Annotated in this window: 20 protein-coding genes; 12 read left to right on the forward strand and 8 right to left on the reverse strand. The window is 44.3% G+C overall.

Annotated features, from left to right (window positions below; translation table 11 throughout):
* Nucleotides 1-1,253 precede the first annotated feature (1,253 nt).
* The 3 genes from P5674_RS03930 to P5674_RS03940 all read left to right on the forward strand — a co-directional run bounded on the left by P5674_RS03930 (nucleotide 1,254) and on the right by P5674_RS03940 (nucleotide 4,400).
* Nucleotides 1,254-1,388: a hypothetical protein gene (locus tag P5674_RS03930; protein WP_286131342.1), complete on the forward strand. Its 135-nt coding sequence runs from the start codon at nucleotides 1,254-1,256 to the stop codon at nucleotides 1,386-1,388.
* 114 nt (nucleotides 1,389-1,502) lie between these two features.
* The gene (locus tag P5674_RS03935) at nucleotides 1,503-3,875 is read left to right on the forward strand and encodes a CBS domain-containing protein (protein ID WP_006617024.1); all 2,373 of its coding nucleotides are present in this window, start codon (nucleotides 1,503-1,505) and stop codon (nucleotides 3,873-3,875) included.
* Between the two features lie 117 nt (nucleotides 3,876-3,992).
* The gene (locus P5674_RS03940; protein ID WP_006617025.1) at nucleotides 3,993-4,400 is read left to right on the forward strand and encodes a phosphomannose isomerase type II C-terminal cupin domain; all 408 of its coding nucleotides are present in this window, start codon (nucleotides 3,993-3,995) and stop codon (nucleotides 4,398-4,400) included.
* Here the strand turns inward: P5674_RS03940 and P5674_RS03945 are convergent.
* Entirely contained in the window at nucleotides 4,397-5,344 is a 948-nt protein-coding gene (locus P5674_RS03945) for a cation diffusion facilitator family transporter (protein ID WP_006617026.1), read from the reverse strand. The two genes, P5674_RS03940 and P5674_RS03945, sit on opposite strands and share 4 nt — an antisense overlap.
* A gap of 156 nt (nucleotides 5,345-5,500) precedes the next feature.
* On the opposite strand from P5674_RS03945, the gene P5674_RS03950 reads away from it, so the two are divergent.
* Together P5674_RS03950 and P5674_RS03955 are read left to right on the forward strand one after the other, a co-directional pair.
* Nucleotides 5,501-5,851 carry a hypothetical protein gene (locus P5674_RS03950; protein ID WP_006617027.1) on the forward strand — a complete coding sequence of 117 codons (351 nt, stop codon included), beginning with the start codon at nucleotides 5,501-5,503 and terminating at the stop codon, nucleotides 5,849-5,851.
* Nucleotides 5,852-5,974: 123 nt separating this feature from the next.
* Nucleotides 5,975-6,373, forward strand: coding sequence for a hypothetical protein (locus P5674_RS03955; protein WP_006617028.1), 399 nt, complete (start codon nucleotides 5,975-5,977; stop codon nucleotides 6,371-6,373).
* 91 nt (nucleotides 6,374-6,464) lie between these two features.
* Here the strand turns inward: P5674_RS03955 and P5674_RS03960 are convergent, their stop codons facing one another.
* Together P5674_RS03960 and P5674_RS03965 are read right to left on the reverse strand one after the other, a co-directional pair.
* Entirely contained in the window at nucleotides 6,465-8,693 is a 2,229-nt protein-coding gene (locus tag P5674_RS03960) for a GumC family protein (protein ID WP_006617029.1), read from the reverse strand.
* A 128-nt stretch (nucleotides 8,694-8,821) separates the two neighbouring features.
* Nucleotides 8,822-9,259, reverse strand: a complete 438-nt coding sequence (locus P5674_RS03965) for a hypothetical protein (RefSeq protein WP_006617030.1) — start codon at nucleotides 9,257-9,259, stop codon at nucleotides 8,822-8,824.
* A 365-nt stretch (nucleotides 9,260-9,624) separates the two neighbouring features.
* Here P5674_RS03965 and ccsB point away from each other — a divergent pair, with 365 nt between their 5' ends.
* Both ccsB and P5674_RS03975 read left to right on the forward strand, forming a co-directional pair.
* Nucleotides 9,625-10,674 (forward strand): c-type cytochrome biogenesis protein CcsB, encoded by a 1,050-nt coding sequence (gene ccsB, locus P5674_RS03970; protein WP_014274272.1) that lies wholly within the window; start codon nucleotides 9,625-9,627, stop codon nucleotides 10,672-10,674.
* A 173-nt stretch (nucleotides 10,675-10,847) separates the two neighbouring features.
* Nucleotides 10,848-11,195, forward strand: coding sequence for a KGK domain-containing protein (locus P5674_RS03975; RefSeq protein WP_006620282.1), 348 nt, complete (start codon nucleotides 10,848-10,850; stop codon nucleotides 11,193-11,195).
* A gap of 72 nt (nucleotides 11,196-11,267) precedes the next feature.
* Here P5674_RS03975 and P5674_RS03980 read toward each other — a convergent pair whose 3' ends face one another.
* Nucleotides 11,268-13,490 carry a S8 family serine peptidase gene (locus tag P5674_RS03980; RefSeq protein ID WP_006620283.1) on the reverse strand — a complete coding sequence of 741 codons (2,223 nt, stop codon included), beginning with the start codon at nucleotides 13,488-13,490 and terminating at the stop codon, nucleotides 11,268-11,270.
* A gap of 218 nt (nucleotides 13,491-13,708) precedes the next feature.
* On the opposite strand from P5674_RS03980, the gene P5674_RS03985 reads away from it, so the two are divergent.
* Genes P5674_RS03985 through grxD form a run of 3 tightly spaced genes read left to right on the forward strand, consistent with a single transcriptional unit; the run spans nucleotide 13,709 to nucleotide 15,037 of the window.
* On the forward strand, nucleotides 13,709-14,374 hold the full coding sequence (locus P5674_RS03985; protein WP_014274273.1) for a hypothetical protein: 666 nt from the start codon (nucleotides 13,709-13,711) through the stop codon (nucleotides 14,372-14,374).
* Nucleotides 14,375-14,413: 39 nt separating this feature from the next.
* On the forward strand, nucleotides 14,414-14,671 hold the full coding sequence (locus tag P5674_RS03990; RefSeq protein ID WP_006620285.1) for a BolA family protein: 258 nt from the start codon (nucleotides 14,414-14,416) through the stop codon (nucleotides 14,669-14,671).
* Between the two features lie 42 nt (nucleotides 14,672-14,713).
* Nucleotides 14,714-15,037: a Grx4 family monothiol glutaredoxin gene (gene grxD, locus P5674_RS03995; RefSeq protein ID WP_006620286.1), complete on the forward strand. Its 324-nt coding sequence runs from the start codon at nucleotides 14,714-14,716 to the stop codon at nucleotides 15,035-15,037.
* Nucleotides 15,038-15,098: 61 nt separating this feature from the next.
* Here the strand turns inward: grxD and P5674_RS04000 are convergent, their stop codons facing one another.
* Complete coding sequence (locus P5674_RS04000) at nucleotides 15,099-15,350, reverse strand: DUF6761 family protein (RefSeq protein ID WP_006620287.1); 252 nt, start codon at nucleotides 15,348-15,350, stop codon at nucleotides 15,099-15,101.
* 423 nt (nucleotides 15,351-15,773) lie between these two features.
* On the opposite strand from P5674_RS04000, the gene P5674_RS04005 reads away from it, so the two are divergent.
* Complete coding sequence (locus P5674_RS04005; protein ID WP_014274274.1) at nucleotides 15,774-16,529, forward strand: response regulator transcription factor; 756 nt, start codon at nucleotides 15,774-15,776, stop codon at nucleotides 16,527-16,529.
* 210 nt (nucleotides 16,530-16,739) lie between these two features.
* Here the strand turns inward: P5674_RS04005 and P5674_RS04010 are convergent, their stop codons facing one another.
* Complete coding sequence (locus P5674_RS04010; protein WP_006620290.1) at nucleotides 16,740-18,119, reverse strand: aldehyde dehydrogenase; 1,380 nt, start codon at nucleotides 18,117-18,119, stop codon at nucleotides 16,740-16,742.
* A gap of 230 nt (nucleotides 18,120-18,349) precedes the next feature.
* Between P5674_RS04010 and P5674_RS04015 the strand changes: the two genes are divergently transcribed.
* Nucleotides 18,350-20,386, forward strand: a complete 2,037-nt coding sequence (locus tag P5674_RS04015; protein WP_006620291.1) for an NAD(P)/FAD-dependent oxidoreductase — start codon at nucleotides 18,350-18,352, stop codon at nucleotides 20,384-20,386.
* A gap of 10 nt (nucleotides 20,387-20,396) precedes the next feature.
* Here the strand turns inward: P5674_RS04015 and P5674_RS04020 are convergent, their stop codons facing one another.
* Nucleotides 20,397-21,308 carry an SPFH domain-containing protein gene (locus P5674_RS04020; protein ID WP_014274276.1) on the reverse strand — a complete coding sequence of 304 codons (912 nt, stop codon included), beginning with the start codon at nucleotides 21,306-21,308 and terminating at the stop codon, nucleotides 20,397-20,399.
* 2 nt (nucleotides 21,309-21,310) lie between these two features.
* Entirely contained in the window at nucleotides 21,311-21,589 is a 279-nt protein-coding gene (locus P5674_RS04025) for a hypothetical protein (RefSeq protein ID WP_006620293.1), read from the reverse strand.
* Between the last annotated feature and the right edge of the window lie 145 nt (nucleotides 21,590-21,734).

Here is a 21,734-nt window from a genome sequence, read left to right on the forward strand (position 1 = left end):
ACTAACCTGGCTATGACATACTGAAGCGATACCCCCAAACAACTTTTCAACTGGTGACTTGTTTCGTCATCTCTCGCTGATACCTACATAATCCTCAGCAAGTCTCCAATTTATAGGGGTATTCATTTCGTTCAAAACCCAGTACCCCTAATAAACACCCTAAGCCAAAATCTTAGCCGTAGGTTGTAGGTAAAGCTATCTGTTAGGGGTAAAGTAGTTCTGGGTAATATCTGGACATGATAGGGTGAGCATTCATATAAACGATTTATAGTCTATAAATTATAGTCTATAAATGAAAAATACGTGCGAGACGTTTAGGAGTGAAATAGGGCTGCAATGCTCGAAATAACCTCCTAGAGGGGAATCAACTGATTCAACCCAGTTACCCCTTAACTGTTTATATGTTCCAACGCTCGGGCTTAAAACGAGCAAGGCAGGAAACTCAAGGTCAATCCCATTTTAAGAAATCGCAAAATTTACCGTCCAGGTGAACTTAGGAGGAGTAAAATCCACTTGGGGCGATTATGGGAAAGAGTAAAGGCGATAGCCACCCCCAGTTTTGGGAATCACAAACCCAGGATTGAAGCGGGGAACGGAAGGCGTGAAGTAGAACCTACTACCAGATGCGACCACTGCCAACCATCCATGATTAGGGAAACCGAATGTTCGGCTTGAACCATCGTTATAAATAAGCAGCGAAATAGGTTTGATACGCTGCGCCCAAAAGGGTAAGGGGAAAAGTAGGAGTTTGTATTTACTACCTACACAGACCTTTTTAAGTACCCCGGTGGATAGAACAAATCTAAAGATGGAATGCCCATATAAACGGAACGTTTAAACCCCTGTTAGGCTCTCAGTAGTGTTGTGTCTATTGAGTAGTGAAAAGTGTAAGCGTATGCCTATAAGGGGAAAGGATGTGACTGAAAGCCAATGCCTAACTGTAATGGTTGGGATATGCCCACTAGTCACGGTGTGGATATAGAGACTGCGATAAGTAGGAGTGTTATGACGAAAGCGAGAGTAATGGAGAAATCCATGAGACTACGTGTTGTATATAGCTCCCAAAGTTGAAGTCACAAAGCAGGGGGTTGTAACCCTGTTCCTATTGACAATAGGGTGTCCACATCAGGAGCCGTGTGATGTGAAAGTATCAAGCACGGTTTGGAATTGGAGTTGGGGAAGGCGACTTCCCTTTCGACCATAACAGCCCATTTGTGGGTAAAAAATAAACCAGGCTTCTAAGAGTCTGGTGAGTGAAAGAAACCCGGTTTCTCAAAGAAACCGGGTTTCTAAGAGTCTGGCGAGAAACCGGGTTTCTAAGAGTCTGGCGAGAAACCGGGTTTCTGGCTTACAGCCAATTACCGATTAAAACAAACGCCGCCCAATAGTAGGGATCTCGGTTGCTGGAGTATGGATAATTGGGCTTGACCCAACCAGAAATTAGCAGCCAATTGCCGAGAAATAGTCCATAATGAATAATTGTCGGTGCAATTGTATCAGTTATGCTTTACCCTGCGCCCCATTACTCCTCAGCCCTTGAGCAAGCCGTAGACCGCTATCCGGTCACAGTCACGCCCGATACGTCTGTAGCAGAGGTGATCGCATTAATCAGCCAATTGCAAAATCACTGTCCTTTTCCACGAGATCTCAGACAAGAACCAGACAAATCTGATTCTAGAACATTGATGCAGCCTACAGGCATACGATCCAACTGTATATTAGTTGTTGATAAACCCACTCCCATAGGTGCAGAAATTGTTGCTGAACCACCAGAAAAATCGAATTTATTAGGAATTTTTACTCCCCGTGATTTACTACAACTAATTGCTACTGGAATTTTAGATAATCCCGAAGAAACCACCCTAGAGCATATCAGAATTGGGGAGGTTATGTCAAGGCCAATATGTCAAATAACCGAGTCGGAAGATCAGGATATCTTTACCGCCTTGTCTATGTTTCGACAACATCAAATTTTGCATCTACCAGTTTTGAACTGTCAAGGTCATTTAGTGGGAGTAGTGACCCCAGAAAGAATCAGGAAAGTATTGCAACCTTCCAATATTTTGAGAACTAGACGGGTAGCAGATGAGATAATTGCCGACGTTCTGACCGCCCCGGTCAACACCTCTGTATTAACCTTAGCACAAATGATGGCAACTCATCCAATTGGTTGCGTTGTTATTCATAATCAATTGACTACCAATAAATTAGAACCTGTAGGTATTGTCACCGCTGAGAATATAGTTTTAGCGCAATTTATCCAATTAAATTTAGCGGAAACTACCGCCGAAACGATTATGGGGATTCCTCAATTTTCCTTAAAAGTTAAGGATTCATTGTGGCGGGCTCACCAGGAAATGCAAGCCAGACAACTCCAGCGTTTATTGGTTAGTAATGACCAAGGAGAATTGCAGGGAATTATCACCCAAATGAGTCTGTTGCGAATGCTGGATCCTACGGAGATGTATCGGGTGATTCGGCAGCTTCAACAGTCTGTATATCAATTGCAATCCGAGAAAATAGAACTGCTGAGAAGTCGTAATATCAAACTAGAAAAACAGGTACAAGAACGCACAGCACAACTCCACGAGCAATTGCAAAGGGAACGGCTACTAGCTAAAATATCTCTGCAAATTCATCAATCTTTAAACTTAGATGATATCCTGAATACTACAGTAGCAGAGCTGCGAAATTTTTTAAGCTCAGATAGGGTAGTTATTTACCAAATACTTAATACGGGCGTGGGTAAATTGGTGGCGGAGTCGGTAGGGAAAGGATGGCGATCGCTCTCAGAACATAGATTAACGGAAGAGGTGATTAATTATTATCAATATGCCTTTAATGACCACCATATTTATACCGTTGAGGAAATAGAAACAGCACAAATATCTTCTGAAGAATTGCAGATTTTATCTGATAAAGAAATTCTGGCTTATTTGGTAGTGCCAATTCTCCAGGATGGACAACTTTGGGGAACCATTGAAGTCCATCACTGTCAGAAATCTCGCTATTGGCTACCCTCAGAAACTAACCTACTTCAACAATTAGCAACCCAATTGGCGATCGCTATCTATCAAGCTCAACTATACCAGCAAGTTCAAGCCTTGAATACCGACTTAGAACAACAAGTTCTTGACCGCACCGCCGAATTACAGCGAAAAGTGCAGGAACTCCAACAATTAAACATCCTCAAAGATGAATTTCTTAGCACTGTTTCCCATGAACTTATGACACCTTTATCTAATATGAAAATGGCAATTTATATGCTAAAATTAGCACCAACGCCAGAACGTCAACAAGTTTATTTTGATATCCTAGAAAATGAGTGTTTGCGGGAAACCAACTTAATTAATGACCTGCTGAATTTACAGAATCTAGAAGCCGCCAATATTCCCATCAGCCTAGATATGTTAAATCTCGTGAATTGGATACCCCGAATAACCCAACCATTTTATTCTAGAGCTCAGTCAAGAAAGCTAGTTTTAAATGTGGAATTATCCCCAGATTTATCCCCTGTACGCACTAATACTAGCAGCCTAGAACGGATTATTGCGGAACTACTTAATAACGCCTGTAAGTACACCATAGAATGCGGTGAGATTAATCTAAAATTAGAAACCATCGAAACTAGATATGATTTGGAAGTATCCCAGAAACTGCGGTTGCAAATCGCTAACCAAGCCGAAATACCGGAACAGGAATTACCCCGCATTTTTGATAAATTCTATCGAGTCCAAAATGCTGACCCCTGGAAACAAGGGGGAACTGGTTTGGGGTTAGCATTAGTCGAAAAGTTGATCGAACAACTCAACGGTAAAATTGAAGTTACCAGTCAAAACGGTTGGACTACATTTACTATCGACTTTCCCATCTAATGGGTAGATGTTAAGTTCTGTAAACCAAAATTTACCGTTGACCGGAGGCAATCCCAGCGAAATTGTTGTGAAAATTTGAGTTAGAATAAGGTTTGTATTTTGGGCGTGACGTGGAAAATGGGAAAAGCCAAAACCGACAAACCAACAGAAACTCAAACACCGATAATGACTCGGACACCCCCCTGGGGTAAGGTAATGCTGTTAGAACAAGGAGACCATTATCGGATCAATCGGATTGTGATTAATCCGGGGTATCATATCAGTACCCAAATGCACTATCATCGTAGTGAACACTGGATTGTAGTAGCGGGAACAGCTAAGGTGAAATGTGGTGATGAAGAAATTATCCTCACGGCGAAGCAGTCTACATACGTCCCGATGAATACCCCCCACCGGGTAGATAATCCGGGAGTGATTCCCCTAGTAATGATTGAAGTACAGAATGGGGAATATTTGGGAGAAGACGACATTATCCGGTTTCCGGAAGTTGATGAGAATATCGATCAATCGGATATTTCCCGTTAATTATCGTCTTGGTCTTCTGTCGGCGATCGCTCCTCGTAGGTAATCACATCTGATTTATATTCGGGTGGTTCCACATGAATTAAAATACGAGCCGGACCATAGCGCTTTTCTAATTGTGCTTCGACGGCTTCAGTAATGTCATGGGCTGTTTCTACATCCTTAGCCCGGACAACCATGTGCATTTCGATAAAAACCTGCCGTCCGATGATACCGCGAGAGGCGATCGCATGACAGTTGACCACACCCGGAACAGACATAGCAATCAGCTTAATTTGTTCAGGTGCGATCGCCATTCTATCCACCAACCAAGGTAAATTATCGCTAATCACCTCCCACCCGCTACGAAACACCAAAATAGCCACCGGAAACGCTAACACCACATCCAAAAACTGTAATTGTGGTAAACCCCAAGCATTACCGCGCCACACCCCAATCAATCCGGCGATCACCATAATTGTGATCCAAACATCACTCATGGTATGTTTAGCATCTGCCACGAGCAAAGCACTTCCTAAACGCTTACCCACCCGCCGTTCATAATAAGCCACAAAAATATTAATACCCAACACCAACAACAAAATCCATAAATGCTCAACAGAGACCATCACCGGGTCATTTTCACTGTCTAGCAGGCGTTCTACAGCACGGGTGAGAATTTCAAAACAGGCAATTCCCAAAAAAGCGGCAATTCCCAAAGCACCCACCGCATCAAATTTTTGATGTCCGTAGGGATGTTCGCGATCGGGATCTGGGGAAGCGAAATGATTAGCAACCAATCCTAGCACATTATTCGCCCCGTCTGTCACACTATGCAGAGCATCAGCCAATAAGCTCAAAGACCCAGTGAGAACTCCTACAGCAGCCTTAATCCCCATCACCAATAAATTTAAAACCAAGGTGATAATCAGAACCCGGCGCACTTCACAACGGTGATCCATACTCATGATGATACCCTGCTATTTTCCTCAAATACGATCTCAAAACTTTCCGGTAAACATCAATCCCCCCCAAGCCTCCACATCCGATAATTATCTGATAATTAATAGGCGATCGCTAATCGGTACAATTGTTAAGGTAATCATTATTCTACCATTAAAATTATGTCTGCTGCTCCTCTAACTATCAATTTAATACAGGGCTCAGTAGCCTTGCGCTTCACCCCAGAAGCAGCCACCAACTTACAAACAGCCCTAAATGAGCTAACGAAGCTAATAGCCGTGGCGGCTCAATCTACCCCTGGTGCAGGTAGACCCACCCCCCAGAAGTCCATGGAATACCAGTATACCGGAGATGTCTTTCTGGAAGTCTTCTGTAATCCCAACATCTGGCCAAGTCTCTTTGCTGCTAAAGTCTTGATTACCCTCCGCGACGATCGCATTAAACTTACCACGGAGGCTGAATTAACCCAAATCCTTAATGATGTGCAACAATACCTCGAACAGGTTGGCTAAATTCGCGCTATTCACTCCAGTTTTGGCGTAAGTCCCCCCAGACTAGAGCCAAATGCTAGAATATATCCTAGATCCGCGCTAATTAGCCACTTGTTTCTTGTCGTGACGAGTTTTCTGCTACTTATGAATGTCGATAACCTAACCCAAATGCTACACCAAGGATTTCGTGTCACCCTAGGCGCAACATCCTCACTGATTGAAATTCTCCAAGACCCTCAAAAGCGGGAAGCCAACCTGGAAACTATCCAGTCACAGTTAAATGAACTCGCCCAAGAATGGGCGGAAAAAGGCGCTATCACCGAAGAGGAAGCCCGCAGCTTTGTCGATACACTCCTTTCTCAATCACAATCCACCCAGTCCAGTGAAGTCGATAGTTCAAACATAACTACTCCTACAGATTCCACAGAGTCTGAAGTATCTAGCCCCCAAACCAATGAAATCACCGAAATCCAAAATCTCACCTCTCAAATTGCTAAGTTAAGGGAAGAGTTGGAACGCTTGCGGGAGTCTGATGCTTCCTAATCAACAAAACCAGCCCGTTAGTTAATTAAAGCCAATCCCCCCCCATCCGTACCCCACCCGTAGAGACAAGCCTCCCTTGTCTCTACACTTGCTATGATTTTCTGGCATTTTTTCTCGGAACTGTTCCTACAATTGATGATGAACTATTCACCTTTTGAGGAGTCAAATTTCGGGGATTTTGCCGGAATTGAGGATTACTGAAACTATAACTATAAGAACTGAGGGGAACTTCAGGAGAACGGTTCGCAACTACTCCTAAAATGGGGGCGCTCATGTTCGGTTTCTCTTTTAATTGAGCGATCGCATTTTCCAGAACCGAACGATTAATGCGACCCAAACTCGCTACTAATACCATACCATTAGTTTCCGAAGCCAACAAATTAGCATCCGCTAATCCTAACATAGGCGGAGCATCATAAATCACCAAATCAAAATCATGCTCAAGTTTCCTGATTAAATTCACCATCCTATTAGATGATAAAATCCGAATCGGGTCAGGGGGAGTTGAGCCTGATGTTAAAACAAACAGATTACTCTCCAAAAAATAGGGCTGAATTACACGCTCTATATCTATGTCGATTAAATCACTAGAGATTAAATCAGTCAACCCCATCATATTAATCAATCCCAAGTGCTGATGGAGAGTCGGACATCGCAAATCACTATCCACCAAAAGCACCTTTCTACCTTGTTCCGCCGCCGCCAAAGCCAGGTAAATAGCAGTTGTAGATTTACCTTCCCCAGGTACAGAAGAACTAATCACCATAGACCGAATTTGCTGATCTGGGTTCAACAGCCGAATGCTAGTATAAAGGCTTCTAAATGACTCATAAAATGCCGACATGACATTTCCTTGTGGCTGATGACTCCGGCTAATTCCCAAATCCAATTGTTCAAGATTTTCTAGTGCTTCACTATCAGGAAGATTCTGGGAAACTATAGACTTCAAATGGCGGTCAAACGGAATAACTCCCAAAATCGGTAACTTAGTCGCCTCTTTAACCTCCTTAACTGTGTAAATCACATTGCTAAGTTGGTCTACCAACAGCGCCAAACCCAATCCTAATAGCAAACCAAAAGCAGTTCCTAAAACCACATTTTTCTTCAAACTTGCAGAAGAAGGTTTAGGTTCACCTGCAGGAGTTAATAACTCCCAAGGAGCATCCCTTTGAGCCATATCAATTTTAAAAGCCTCCCGTTTCGCCAAAAACTGATTTAAGTTATCCGTAGCAATCAATAATTCTCGCTGAATATCCGTATATTCTCGACTCACCACCGAAAGCTGTTTAACTTCTGCATTAATGCGATCTATGGTATCTTGCAGAATCAGATTTCGTTCTTCTAGATCTTGAATTTTACTAGCCCACTCTTGACTAACTCGGTCGGCTTCCCTTTGTAAAAGTGGCAACAAACTTTCTCGTTGTTCTTGCAAAATGCTGATTTCGGGACTAGCTTCTAAATAAAGAACCGACTCCTTAGCCATTTGATTATCGATCGCCCGCAGTTGATTCATTATTTCTTGATAACGGGGACTTTCCAGTAGTATGGAAGCTACAGCATATTCCGGTGGTTTATTAGCTAGTTCCCTTTGTAGGTTAGCATACAAAGATCTAGCTTGACCAAGTTGAAGCTGATTGTCTAAAAGTTGTTGTTCAATTGCTGTCACCTGACTGGAGAGTTTACTACCCTCAGTGTCTGGGTTTAAAAGATTATTGGTTTGGCGGAGAATCTGTAGCCTTTCTTGCTGATTATCAACTCTCTCTTGTAATTGTGGGATTTGCTCCCCCACAAACTCAATACCTTTGAGAATATCTTGTTGTCGGGTTTCTAAGCTGTAGTTTAAAAATGCTTTTGACACCAAATCTAAAACCGACTTAACCAAATCTTTATTGGGGTGCTGATATCCTACTATTAAAATATTTTCAGGAGTAGGTCTGATTCTGAGATTACTAGCAATAAATTTATAAGTAATACCTGGATATTGAGACTGAAGTTCCTCTACAATCGGAACAATAACCCTGGGGCTAGTCAGTAGTTTAAGTTGTACTGCATCCAGGGTCACAGCTACGATTTCTTCTCGATTACTAAGAGTTTGGGGATTAGCAGAGGAAATTACTTGAGTAGAAATAGCCACTGGCTGAGTTAATATTTCAAACTCAGCTTGATAGATGGGTGTATCAGTAATAGCTTTGTAAGCAGCCGCCCCAGCTACTACAATTGTCACTCCACTAATCAGTAAAAGTTTCCGACGAACAGCCCCCAACAGCCGCCCTAAGTCTAAGCCGCCTTCATCATCATCAAGGTGAGTATTGTAAGTCATGGCTATGAATTAATTTGGTGATTGCTTGCCGGCGATCGCCTGATATTCAACGATACAATTAATAGCAGTCCCTCCCCTACTCTTAGTATACTCGGTTTATTATGGATCTTGATGATTAGAGCAAGCGATCAAGCCGCCCCGGAGTCTACTCCATTAAACAACTCGAAGATTTGCCTACAAAATAATTTTAGCTTATCGGCCCCTTCATCGGCAGGTTGACACTCACCCCAAAATTGCCAATTGTCCACGGTGGAGACTTTCCACTGTTGTCCACGGTGATCATATCCAGCCGCTTCGACTCCGATCGCCTTACGTCCAGTGTCATAGGGATCATGGTACAGTCGGATCTGAATCAAAATACAGCGACTTTGCATCAAGCGACTTCTACCGGGAAAGTTAAAACCAATGTCGATAGAGTCTGGGTCAACTAATTCCCTAGTCTCTGGGTCATTCATCCAGGGCTTGAGGTCTACCCGCACATCGGGAAACTGTGCTTTAAATAGATTAACGACAGAAGCAATTTTGCTGGCAACTTCGAGATTATTAGCTTGTTCGGCTGCATTCACTTTGTGCTGGTCCTCCGAAAAACAGTCCTATCAAAAATCAGATGATGGTGGATTTTTGCATCGTAACCGAGATTTCTCAAAAAATCAGGTTATTGTTGAACACAAATAGACGGCTATCTGATCGGGTTTGGTGGCAGGTTATATAACACTTATAGCGTTTCTCATATCCATAAGGTACAGCCCACTCAAAGAGAAGCCGCTGCGCGTCTACACCCCAAACCCCTCTCCCCATACCGGAAGGGGGCTTTGAAAAGTACCTCACCAATCCACCGAATCGCTATATATTAGTCCCAAAATAGTGAAAATGCTGCAAAAATCGGTAGGATCGAAAAAGTGATCGAAAAAATTTGAGAGGAGAACATAACATGGATCTGGTGGTACTCCAGAATCAGTTAGATAACATTTCATTTGCCATTGTGCTAATCACAATGTTGGTTTACTGGGTAGGGGCTGCATTTCCCCAAATACCCCAATTGCAGGGCTTAGGAACCGCCGGTATGGCGATCGCCAACCTGTCTATAGCAGCCCTATTAGGGGCTAGATGGATGGAAGCCGGATATTTTCCCATTAGTAATCTCTACGAGTCCCTATTTTTCCTGGCTTGGGGCATTACCGCCATGCACTTAGTGGCGGAAAACATGAGTGGTAGCCGTTTAGTGGGTGTGGTAACAGCCCCATTAGCTATGGCGATCGCCGCCTTTGCTGCCCTCAAACTACCGGCTCCCATGCAACTATCAGAGCCTTTAGTGCCAGCCCTCAAGTCCAACTGGTTAATGATGCACGTTAGCGTCATGATGATCAGTTATGCCACCCTGATGGTAGGTTCTCTATTGGCGATCGCCTTTTTAATTCTAACTCGCGGCCAAGCCGTCCAACTCAGTGGCAGTTCCCTGGGAACCAGAATTTCCCGGAATCATAAATCATCCGTTAGCCAACTAGAAACCATTAGCACTTCCCCTAATGCTCTGCTATCGAACTCTAAACCCTCGGAATTTGCCACTGCTACCAACGGTCAAGGTTCTACCGCCCTTCTCGAGTTAGTTACCCCCTCAACAGACCAACCAACCAGCACCGCCACTCTATCACCCCAACGTCTCAGCCTAGTAGAAACCATTGATAACATCAGCTATCGGATCATCGGTTTAGGTTTTCCCCTACTCACCATTGGCATTATTGCTGGTGCAGTTTGGGCTAATGAGGCTTGGGGTTCTTACTGGAGTTGGGACCCCAAAGAAACCTGGGCTTTAATCACCTGGTTAGTTTTCGCCGCCTATCTCCACGCCCGGATCACCCGAGGATGGCAAGGCCGGAAACCCGCCATTCTAGCTTCTGTAGGATTTTTGGTAGTTTGGGTGTGCTACTTAGGAGTTAACCTATTAGGCAAAGGTCTCCATTCCTATGGTTGGTTCTTCTAATAAGAACATAGTCAGGCGCGAATTTCCCCAACTGTGTAGGGGCGAGTTCTGCAATCATCTCTATTTTCCCCAGCAGACTTGTGAGAACCCGCCCGTACATATTCTACAGCGTGGAAACAATGGCTAAGACCTGATTACCGCCCTGATCCCAAATTCAATGAAGAGGAAATTTGATGAACAATGTAACTCGTATTTTGGATGATAACGACGTACTCCATACAGGTTCGAGTACCCTTATGTTTCAATGCACCTTCAGGGTCAGCGAATTTCTGACTATGATGCAGTCTAAGTTGGAAGAGGAAAATCTTTTTGGGGAAGGCATTGAGTGCGAACTACTTACCCCCGGCGGGCCCTGGCAAAAGGGTCGGTTTCAAATCTGTTTAGAGTTTGTCAGTGATAATGTTACCAGCGCGAACGCTATCCCATCTGTTGACTATGGCATGATGGGCGGCGGCGATACTCCTGAAGTTTTGCCAGCCCATATTCGACGACAAACCCAAAGAATTGGTATGTGGAGTTAGCTCTGATCTCAGGAGTGATTCTGGGAAGCAGCCACCGATTCACGAGGGTCGGTGGCCGGAGGATGTCAGATATTACAAACCTAGATCCAATTTCCACCCGTTCAATTTACCAGTGTGATGGGGTGCTAAATCCGCGACAACTAACCGCCAAGTCCCCTGTGGTGAGTGATTTAGTAACTCTCTCATGTAGGGAGTCGTCTGGAGATTATAGGTAGTTTTCAAAACCTTATTGCCTCCCAAAGTGCGACCCTGGAGTAGAACCTCCTCCCCGTGTGGAGCAATTAACCGCACTTCCAAATCACCCAAAAATTGATGCTCGATATCGACAGTCACCTGGATATCTAAAATCGGGCTAGTATTAGCAACAGAAATAGTGCTAGTCACTCCTTGAGGGTTATGATCGGGAATATTTAAGACGCGGTTATTAGATTGCTCCACCCGCCTTTGAACCTGTTGGCGGCTGACCCGTTGACTTTGAGCCATTTTTACGGCTTTTTCGGCATTAACTCGACCGTAGCCAAACCATTGGGAATATCCATTACCATCATAGGTTCCCATACTGATACCCAACTGAGGATCAGCATCAGGGTCTACAATCTTATCGGCTGTTTGTTCAATGATGCGGCGCACTTCCCTAGCACTGAGATCCGGATTAACAGATAAGACCAAAGCGGCTACTCCAGCCACTAGAGGAGTGGCGGCGGAAGTTCCTCCAAAATGGGATGTAAAGTCACCCTGATCATAGCCGGCTGCACCTACGCGATCGCTCGTAAAAACTCCTAAACCACGCAGAGCGGTTCTAATCGATGGAGGGGTTCCAATATAGCCAGTTTCTTGGAGCCACATTCCAGGGGGGGCATTGTTACTAGGGGCACAGACGGTGATTCCGGTTCCCCAATTACTGTAGGCCGCTTTTTTATTAAGACTGGTACAGGCGGATACGGAAATTACATCAGGATGAACCGCAAACCCAGATAACCATCTGACTCGGCCTGATATGACATTATTAGGCCAGCCACTTTCATTAATGGTTCCGTTGATGGGGCGATTGGCGTTTCCGGCCGCAAATAATACGACGCAGCCTCGACCGTTGCGCCCTACGGCGGCGGCTTTGGTAATTACTGCTCGTTGTCGTATGGACAAGGGAAAATAAACGGCACTAGCCCCCCAACTACAGGAGATGACAGAGGCTCGGTTATTAATAGCCCAATCAAAAATCTTTTCGACTGATTCATCATCGAGATATCCGGTGGTGCGAATGGGCATTAAGGCACAACCTGGGGCAACTCCGACGATACCTTTGCCATTTTCTTCGGCGATCGCTAATCCGGCGCAGGCGGTTCCGTGGTTATCTGAAGGAGATTGTGGTGAAGGGAGACGATTTTGGCCTTTCAGGTCAATGGGAGCGACAATTTTTCCTATACCCTGAAAATCAGGGTGATTAAGGTCGATCGCATCATCGGTAATAGCAACCACTATAGATCTGGTTCCTCGAGTAATATCCCAAGCTGGTTCTACCGAGATATGAGCATCAGGAGCTACATCGGCACCTCCGGTATTATGGAGATACCACTGACGGTGGTAGAGAGGATCAGTAGGTCGATAATACTTTTGGCTTTTGACCACAATATTGGGTTCTGCTACTAGAACTTCTGGGTTCCTGGTGAGGCGGTTAGCGATTTTAATGGGATTTTCTTGAGCTTGGCTGCTGACTTCATAGACAAAGGTGTTGGGAACACCATAGACAGATTTTAATAATCTCAAACCTTGGCTGTTGGCGATCGCATTGCGGTTGGACTCCTCAACCTCCTCGCTAAACTGAATGGTGATTTGATTGGTCAGATACATAACCATTCCCGGATTATTATCAGCCTGATAGACATGACTCGCAAAAGCCACCCGATCTGACTGACGAGCCAGTTCCATCGCCTGATCGAGTTCAGCATCTTTTACCTTAACTTCCTGGAGTTCTGGTGGTACCGAGGAAGTTTCCTCAATGTGGATAGGCAAATTTTGTAAGTTTTCTCCTTCAGATACAACCGGGGTAAACTGAGGGCCACTATCCGTGACTGGTTGTTTTGGCGTGAGTCCATCAGCTTGATCTGGTAGGGGGCTGACTCCACCACCGCCGCCTACTGGGGGTGTGGAAACCAAGCGAACCGTAAACCGCCCAGGAACTTTAGTAATTGCCAGTTCCTCACCTCCCCGTTGTAGAATGCTGCCAAGACTTTCTTCGGGAACGCCCATGCCCTGATATTGTTGAGCGTTAATCTCGTAGGAGTTAGCTGATGTCATTTTGTTATAATCCTCAAAAGTGCTCACTATTATTGGCTCAATAGATTAAGTCCGATGTTAATGGTTGACCGAATCAAGCTGGGGTGGATGGATGGTCATCCTATAAAGACTATAACCCTTGGCTGGTCAGGATCTACAACAGTTTTACTAAACTCCTACACTTTGGCCAAAAAATGATAAGATCTGTAAACATCAATAACCTTTCATTTCGCGATCGCATGATGCTGTCTCCTTTCATAGTCCGCTATCCTCAACTTTTTGTGAGTATATTGGCATCAGCCCTGACTGTTTTAACTGTCTCAGGCCATGCTACAACGGTTATGGCTCAAGATCCTTCTGTGTATGATGAGGCCACAGGTGAAGGCTCGGAACCTGAATTTCCCAGAGATTTAAGTCCGACCCCAGTACCGAGGAATCCTCAAGATATGCGCCCTTTGAGCCTTGATAGTAGTTTTTTAAGTGTTCAAGGGGGGGAGCGCTTGTTAGCTGAAGCCGGGGAAGCAATTAGTAACGAGAATTACACCCAGGCAGCCAGGAAACTCCAGGAGGCGCGCCAAATTTTCAATCAGCTTTCTAATTTTCATCAACAGTTAGCCAGCAGTTTCTCAGGGGTTGACAACCGCATTGCTGACCAACATCGCAATGAGGCCAGAGATACCGCTCAAATGAGGGATACAGCCACTTATCAATTGGCTTTAGTCCATCGTGCCCAGAATCAACCCGAGTTAGCTGTTCCCCTACTCGTGCAAATTATTCGTTCTCAAGCCCCAACCCGGGATTTAGGCCAAAAAGCATATCAACAATTACTTGAATTAGGATTTGTCAGCAGTCCAGCCAGGGGTAGTGCTTCTTCTAACCCGGCAACCACTTCCAATGCTCAATAATTCATCTACAATCAAACATAGTCGTTTAATAGGAATCCCATGATCACCCTTTCCCAAGTTGAGGCAATGATTAAGTCTGAGTTGCCTGATGCTGTTGTTAAAGTTGAAGACCTTGGCGGGGGCGACCATTTACAAGCTGTAGTGGTTTCGCCTCTGTTTGAGGGCAAAACCCTGGTGAAACAACATCAGATGGTTTATAAAGCTGTTAGGGAAGCTATGGCAACAGAGGCCATTCATGCCCTAGCGCTGAAAACTTATACCCCCCAAGAGTGGTCAAAAGTCAACCAGGCTGCTTAATTTGTTGATCTAAGTTGTGAATAACTCGATTGAATAATCACTATGAATCCTGAAGTAGAAGCCAAAATTGAAAACCTGATTAACCAGCACAAAGTTTTTGTGTTTATGAAGGGTACCAAGTTGATGCCCATGTGCGGTTTTTCCAATAATGTGGTGCAAATTCTCAATAGTTTAGGGGTTCCCTTTGAAACCCTCGATATTTTGGAAGATGCCGAAATTCGCCAAGGTATTAAGGAATATTCAAACTGGCCGACCATTCCCCAAGTTTACATTAATGGTGAATTTGTCGGCGGTTCCGATGTGATGATTGAGTTATATCAGAAGGGCGAACTACAAGAGATGCTAGAGGTCGCTCTGGCATCATAGTCCGGCTTAACTAATTAACTCCCTAACCCAGCCTCTCGAAGGCTGGGTTTTTCCCAAGTATCTAGTAATAATCTACTTCTGGTTGTGGTAGGGGAGTCATTTCAAAGTTGGACGGGTCGTTAATGTACCTAAAGGTTTCTTCCTCTAGGCGGTGAATTTGATAAGGTTCGAGGGCGTTTGTATTTCTCAGGGCGGCAATGTAGCCATCTACAAACATTCTAAGCTCATCATAACGATAGCCTCGATTCCACATTTCGACGAGGGAATCAGTGATTTTTTGGTAGTGCCGGATGGTCTGAGCATTCTGTAACATGGTGGAAACCTCAAGTTATAATCTATATGTTGGGGGTATGGTTAAGGGATAGGGATTAGTCTCTACCTTGATTCAGTTATATACACCTCACCGATATGGATTTCTGGCATTCTAGCTGAATCGGACTGTGATTGAAAAGACTGTTACCTTTAGTTATAGGTTTCCCTGGGCCGATGGCAATTGTTTCAAGTTCTTACTCATTCCCTTCATTTTGATCATAATGCACCCCGGAAAATTACGGGGGTTGTGGACTGATGGCCGCTTTAAGGTTGATGCCTCTCTCCCTCTGTGATTTTTATATTAACCTAATTGTGATCATAGATCTAGGGTGGATTGCCGATCGCAAGGGTAGCAGGAGTTACAAAATGATGATTTCGACTCTGTTAACCTGTGTTCAATTATTGATAAAGGAAGCTGGCACCAGTGGGATATGCTTATATTTCAATTATTGAGGGAAATCCGCACCTGCGATCGCTGTTAGGTTGGCATCTTCAGCACGTTGGTTATTCGGTGTGTCAATCTGCGGACTTTCATCATGCTAGAGAGGTGTTTTACACGACTCAGCCAAGTTTAGTAGTTATTGATGCAGAATTACCAGGCGGCAATAGTCTAGAATTCTGCCAGTGGCTACTACAGCAACGACAGTCTTTAATCTTGATGCTTTCGGCTCGGAATACGGAATCTGATATTGTCCGTGGTTTGAGAGCAGGAGCTGATGATTACTTAACTAAACCTTTTGGAATGCAGGAGTTTTTAGCGAGAGCTGAAGCACTTATGCGTCGCACTCGCAATGTGGCTCCTCCTACCAGTTTAGATTATGGGGATTTGAAAATTGATTTGGTACAGCGTCGGGTTTATCTTCAGGGTCAAATGATAGAACTGACTCCCCAAGAGTATAGTCTTCTTTATGTTTTGGCTCAAAATGATGGGGAGCCTCTCAGTCGTTCGGAACTGTTGCGCCGCGCTTGGCCAGATTATATTGATAATCCCCGCACTATTGATACTCATGTTCTATCATTGCGGAAAAAGATGGAAACTGACCCTCGACAGCCTAGTTTAATCCAAACGGTTCGTAATATTGGTTATCGATTGAATTTGGATGTTCTTAAACCTGAACCAAGTTGGTATCCTAGTGTTAATGGTCAATTACCACCAATTCAGGCTAAAACTGGTAGCTAATTGTGAGGATTCGGTAGGGTGCGTCAGCACCAGTATATCAATGGCATTGTTAACCAGAACATTCACAACTGACGCACCCAATAAAAGGCTTTTACTCGATTTGTATGATTCCCTATATAGGGAATAGAGTTGAGAAAAAGCCGTTTTTAGTTATGGGCAATGATGGTAAATTTATTAATCAGATAAATCTACCATATTGCAGATAAAAAATCAGGTGTTTTTAATGAAAAATCTCATCAGGTTAAACTTGGGTTTATAGGGTGCGTATCGCAGGGGAATATCGAAGAGTAGAGATTGCTTTAAAAGGCTTTTGTGGTGGCAAAAAGTGTCAAAGGTAGCTTGGCCGTGATATTTGCCGAGGCCGCTTTCTCCTACTCCTCCAAAAGGCAAGGATTGACCCCCGACTTGCATGATAGTTTCGTTGAAACAAATACCCCCAGATGAGGTTTCTTGAAGAACGCGCTGTTGTGACTGTTTATTACGGGAAAATAGGTAAAGTGCGAGAGGTTTGGGTCTGGCGTTAATTTGACTAATTGCATCCCCTAAATCATCATAGGTCAAAATGGGTAAAATCGGCCCAAAGATTTCATCTTGCATGATGGTGTCTTCCCAGGATACTTCATCAATGAGAGTGGGAGAGATATAGCGATCGCTTTCATCAAACTTACCACCAGTGACGATTTTACCATCATGTAATAACTCAGTCAACCGATGAAAATGATAGTTATTAATAATCCGCCCATAGTCGGGACTTTGCTGCGGTTCGGAGCCATAAAAACTCTCAATATAGCCAATCATAGCTTTAATCAAGTCCGATTTAAGGCGGCGGTCTACCAATAGATAATCTGGGGCTATACAAGTTTGACCAGCGTTAATAAACTTACCCCAAACAATCCTTTTGGCGGTATAATCTAACTGAGTATCGGCATCGACAATACAGGGACTTTTGCCACCCAATTCTAAGGTAACGGGAGTCAAATGTTTGGCGGCGGCGGTCATGACAATTTTCCCGATGCGCTTCCCTCCGGTAAAAAAGATATGGTCGAAGGGTTCATCTAAGAGTTGTTGGCTAACTTCTACCCCCCCTTGAATAGTGGCGATATAGTGAGATGGAAAGGTTTTGCTAATCAGATCGGCTAGGACTTGGGAAGTTGATGGGGCTAGTTCAGAGGGTTTAAGGATAGCACAATTTCCGGCGGCGATCGCACCGACGAGGGGAGAAATGACCAATTGAAAGGGATAATTCCAAGGTCCGATAATTAAGACAACTCCCAAGGGTTCAGGATAGATATAGCTAGAAGCGGGGAAGGCAGTGGGGTGGGTCTTGACCCGGCGAGGCTTAACCCAGGATTTTAAATTTTTGAGAGCATATTTAATTTCTCCGAGGGTGGAAAGTTCAAACAACCCTTCTAACTCAGGACGGCCTAAGTCAGCTTTGACTGCTTCTAGGATAGGTTGTTCAAAATCAGCGATCGCCTGTTGGAGTCGTCGCAGTTGCGAGAGTCGGAAGTCCACCTGTTTAGTCTCTCCGGTGGCAAAAAACTGTCGCTGTTGGCTGATAATTTCCGAGAAATTCAAGTTTTCTGTCATTATTGAGAATTTCCTGTAGGTTGGAAGTAGCCCTATATAGACCAGGGTACTGAGAGTCTGCTATATCTGGTTATGGTGGCATAACAGATTATTGTTACCTGTTCTAGCGCCCTCTCGATAGTTACTGCTGGCGCAGTTTCCCCTATGCTTAGTGTAATAGAGCGATCGCTAATTTCGTTAACAGTGAAGCGGTAAGCCTCAACTCAGGTACCAAAGAAATTGACATGGACATGAAAGAGATTCTATATCTGGAAATTCCTAACCCCGATACACACAGCGTTTGTACCTGGTTGCAGCAAACGTTTAATCCGGGGGTGGGTGAGAAAACGATCACCCCAGACGGGTTTCGCCTGAAATTTCCTCAACAGGGGTCTGGGGAATTGTCGGTGTTTACTTGGTCCGTCCAACGCACAACCTATCTCAAGGTTTTTCGGGTGGGGACTGTGGGAAGTTCTCAAGAAAAACGGGTACTCAACAGCCTGGAAACTGGTTTAAGACAGGAGTTTCCCTATCAGTATCCTGAACCTCCAGCCATTGATTTGTCGCAGGAGTCGATTTTTGAGGCTTTGGCTGCCTATTATCCCCAAACGGTGAAATATTTTCAGAAAATCCCTAATGGGGAATATGACCTAAAACGGGTGTACTGGTGGGAGAAACGCTGGCGGGAGGGGGTGAGAAATCCACAAACTCCTAAACAGGTGATTTTTACTGAGGCGAGAAAGGACTCTGATGGGGAGTTGCCTAGTTATGACCTAATTTATGTTGGCGGGGCTTTAGGGGTCATTCATGCGGCGGTAATGGCACGTTTAGGGTATCGGGTGCTATTGATGGAACGTCTCCCCTTTGGTCGGATGAACCGGGAATGGAATATTTCTCGCAGTGAATTACAGAGTTTAATTGACTTGGGATTGTTCACCGGGGCGGAAGTAGAGAGTTTTATTGCTAGGGAGTATAAGGACGGTTTCCACAAGTTTTTTGATGCTAATAATCCCCCCATTGCTAAGGGGGAGGTTTTGCATACTCCTCGGGTGTTGAATGTAGCCATAAATACGGATAAATTGCTGTCTTTGTGTGGTGAAAAACTGCGACAGGCGGGGGGAGAGATTTGGGATGAAACGGAGTTTATTCGGGCGGATATTGGAGGCGATCGCGTTAAGGTGACGGCTACTGATTTGACTACTAATTCCGAACGGATAGCTACCGGAAGGTTATTAGTTGATGCTATGGGTACCGCGTCCCCTATTGCTTGGCAACTTAATGGCGATCGCACCTTTGATAGTGTTTGTCCTACCGTGGGGGCCGTGATTAATGGTGGGTTTGAACCAGGAGTTTGGGATTCTAATTATGGGGATGTTCTCCACAGTCACGGGGATATTTCTAGGGGTCGCCAATTGATTTGGGAGTTGTTCCCTGGCGAAGGTGACGAGTTGACTATTTATCTGTTTCACTATCATCAGGTTAATCAGATCAACCCCGGTTCTCTGTTGGAAATGTTCGAGGATTTCTTTACTATTTTACCAGAATATCGTCGTTGTAATCTGGATAATTTGGTTTGGAAAAAAGCGACTTTTGGCTATATCCCCGGTTATTTTAGTCTGGGAGGAAGCGATCGCACTGTCGCCTATGACCGTTTAATTTCTATTGGAGATGCTGCTTGTCTTCAGTCTCCCTTAGTATTTACTGGTTTTGGTTCTTTGGTACGGAATTTATCCCGTTTAACGGACTTATTAAATACCGCACTAAAGCATGATTTGCTCACCAAATACTACCTCAATCAAATTCGCGCCTATCAAAGCAATATCGCCGTTACTTGGTTGTTTTCTAAGGGAATGATGGTTCCCACCGGGCGTTATCTTCCTCCTCAAAGAATTAACTCCATTTTAAATACTTTTTTTGGGCTGTTAGCGACAGAACCCGAAGAGGTAGCTAATACCTTTATTAAGGATAGGACCGACTGGTGGACCTTTAACCGTCTGGCTTTAAAAGCGGCGCGCATGAACCCCAAGTTGCTCATCTGGATTTTAGATTTTGTCAATACTGGGGAAGTTATCCGCTGGATGATTAGTTATTTTGTCTTCACCTGGTTGGCGTTAATCAGTTGGTTATTTAGTTGGGTTCCCCCCCTCGCGCGTCGCCTTCAACCCTGGTTAGAACCTCGTTATCCGGGGCTATGGCTGCTATTATTAGCCACCAGTTATGTACTGACAGATGGTTTGGGACAGCATCAACCATCAATTCTAAGGAAGTTACAACCCAAGACTTCCTAATCATGAATGATTAATTATTAGCAGAAGTGGCCGGTTTAGGGTCAAAGCTGGGAAATGGGGCGACACCACCTTGATATAGGGGAAGTACACCGTTCCATTTCTGGATCATCTTTTCCTGAAGTTCTAACTCCCTCAGCCTGATGGTCATGGGGTTAACTGTGGATGCGCTAATTCTGGCTGCTTCTGCGTCCGCTTGGGCTTTGGCTAATTGACGTTCTGCTTCGGCTTGGGCGACTTGTAGTTGTGCTTGGGCAGCGATCACCTGTTGTTCCGCTTGAAAACGGGCGGTCATTTGCGCTTCAATGGCGCTATCAAAACGGGGCTTACTAACAAACCCAATCGAATCAAATTCCACCCCCACACCAACAAATTTTTCATTTAAGCAGTTTTGAACCGAGGTTAATAATTCTCGCTGTTTGCTTCCGACAATATCTTCTGGTCTTAATCCGGCTGCTTCTTGGTTAAAGCAGTTACGGAGTTCACTGCGTACTAAAGTCCCTTTAAACTCATCAGGGTCTTTCAGGTATTTACCGTAGAAATCCTTGATTTGGTTGGTATTGAAAAAGTAGGAGAGAGAAATATCTGCATTGACGCTAGTTCCCCCAACTCCGAAACTGATGCTTTCGTCGATAGGTGAACCTTCATCTCTCGCCGCTGAGAGGATGTAATATTGAACGTGATCGGGAAAAATGATAATTTCCTCGCTGTAAGCATTATACCATACTTTTCCCGTGCTAATAGTGGCATTCTGTACACCGCGATTGCTTCCGTACATTTGCACTTTCAGTCCTACATAACCAGGGGGAATGCGTTTGACGCTAGTTCCCGGAATGACACCACAGGAAGAGATACTCATACTTACTAAAATGGCGCATCCTGTTAACCCTAGTACATTGGGAATTGGCGCGGTTTTCATCATCATAATTACCTCTGGGAGTCTAACAGTTCTAACCAAGATGTGTCATCTTGAGGAAATGTGGCTTGTAGCTGTTTTTGTTCGACTTTGGCGCGATGAATTTTGTGGGTCACATGATAAACCGATAAGCCGGGAATTATTACTAATCCTGTGAAGTATCCAAAAACTCCTAACCAGACTTTGAGGTTACTGGGGGAACTAACTAAATTCGCGGAAGTTCCTAAAATCCCAAAGCAAAGGATGAGTTCAAAACCACCAACTACTAGCCATTTAAGTAGGGTTTTCATGACTGGGGAATATAGCCGAGTTATAACCTGGGGGGTTAACTCGATGGGGTTGATACGCTATCTATTTGGCTTGTGTGTATTATAGGCGATCGCTTTAGGAGTGAACAGAAATCACAGATTTTTTTAACATTCTCTGACGAACCTA

It is taken from the genome of Limnospira sp. PMC 289.06 (assembly GCF_032350395.1).
Classification (GTDB): Bacteria; Cyanobacteriota; Cyanobacteriia; order Cyanobacteriales; family Microcoleaceae; genus Limnospira; species Limnospira platensis.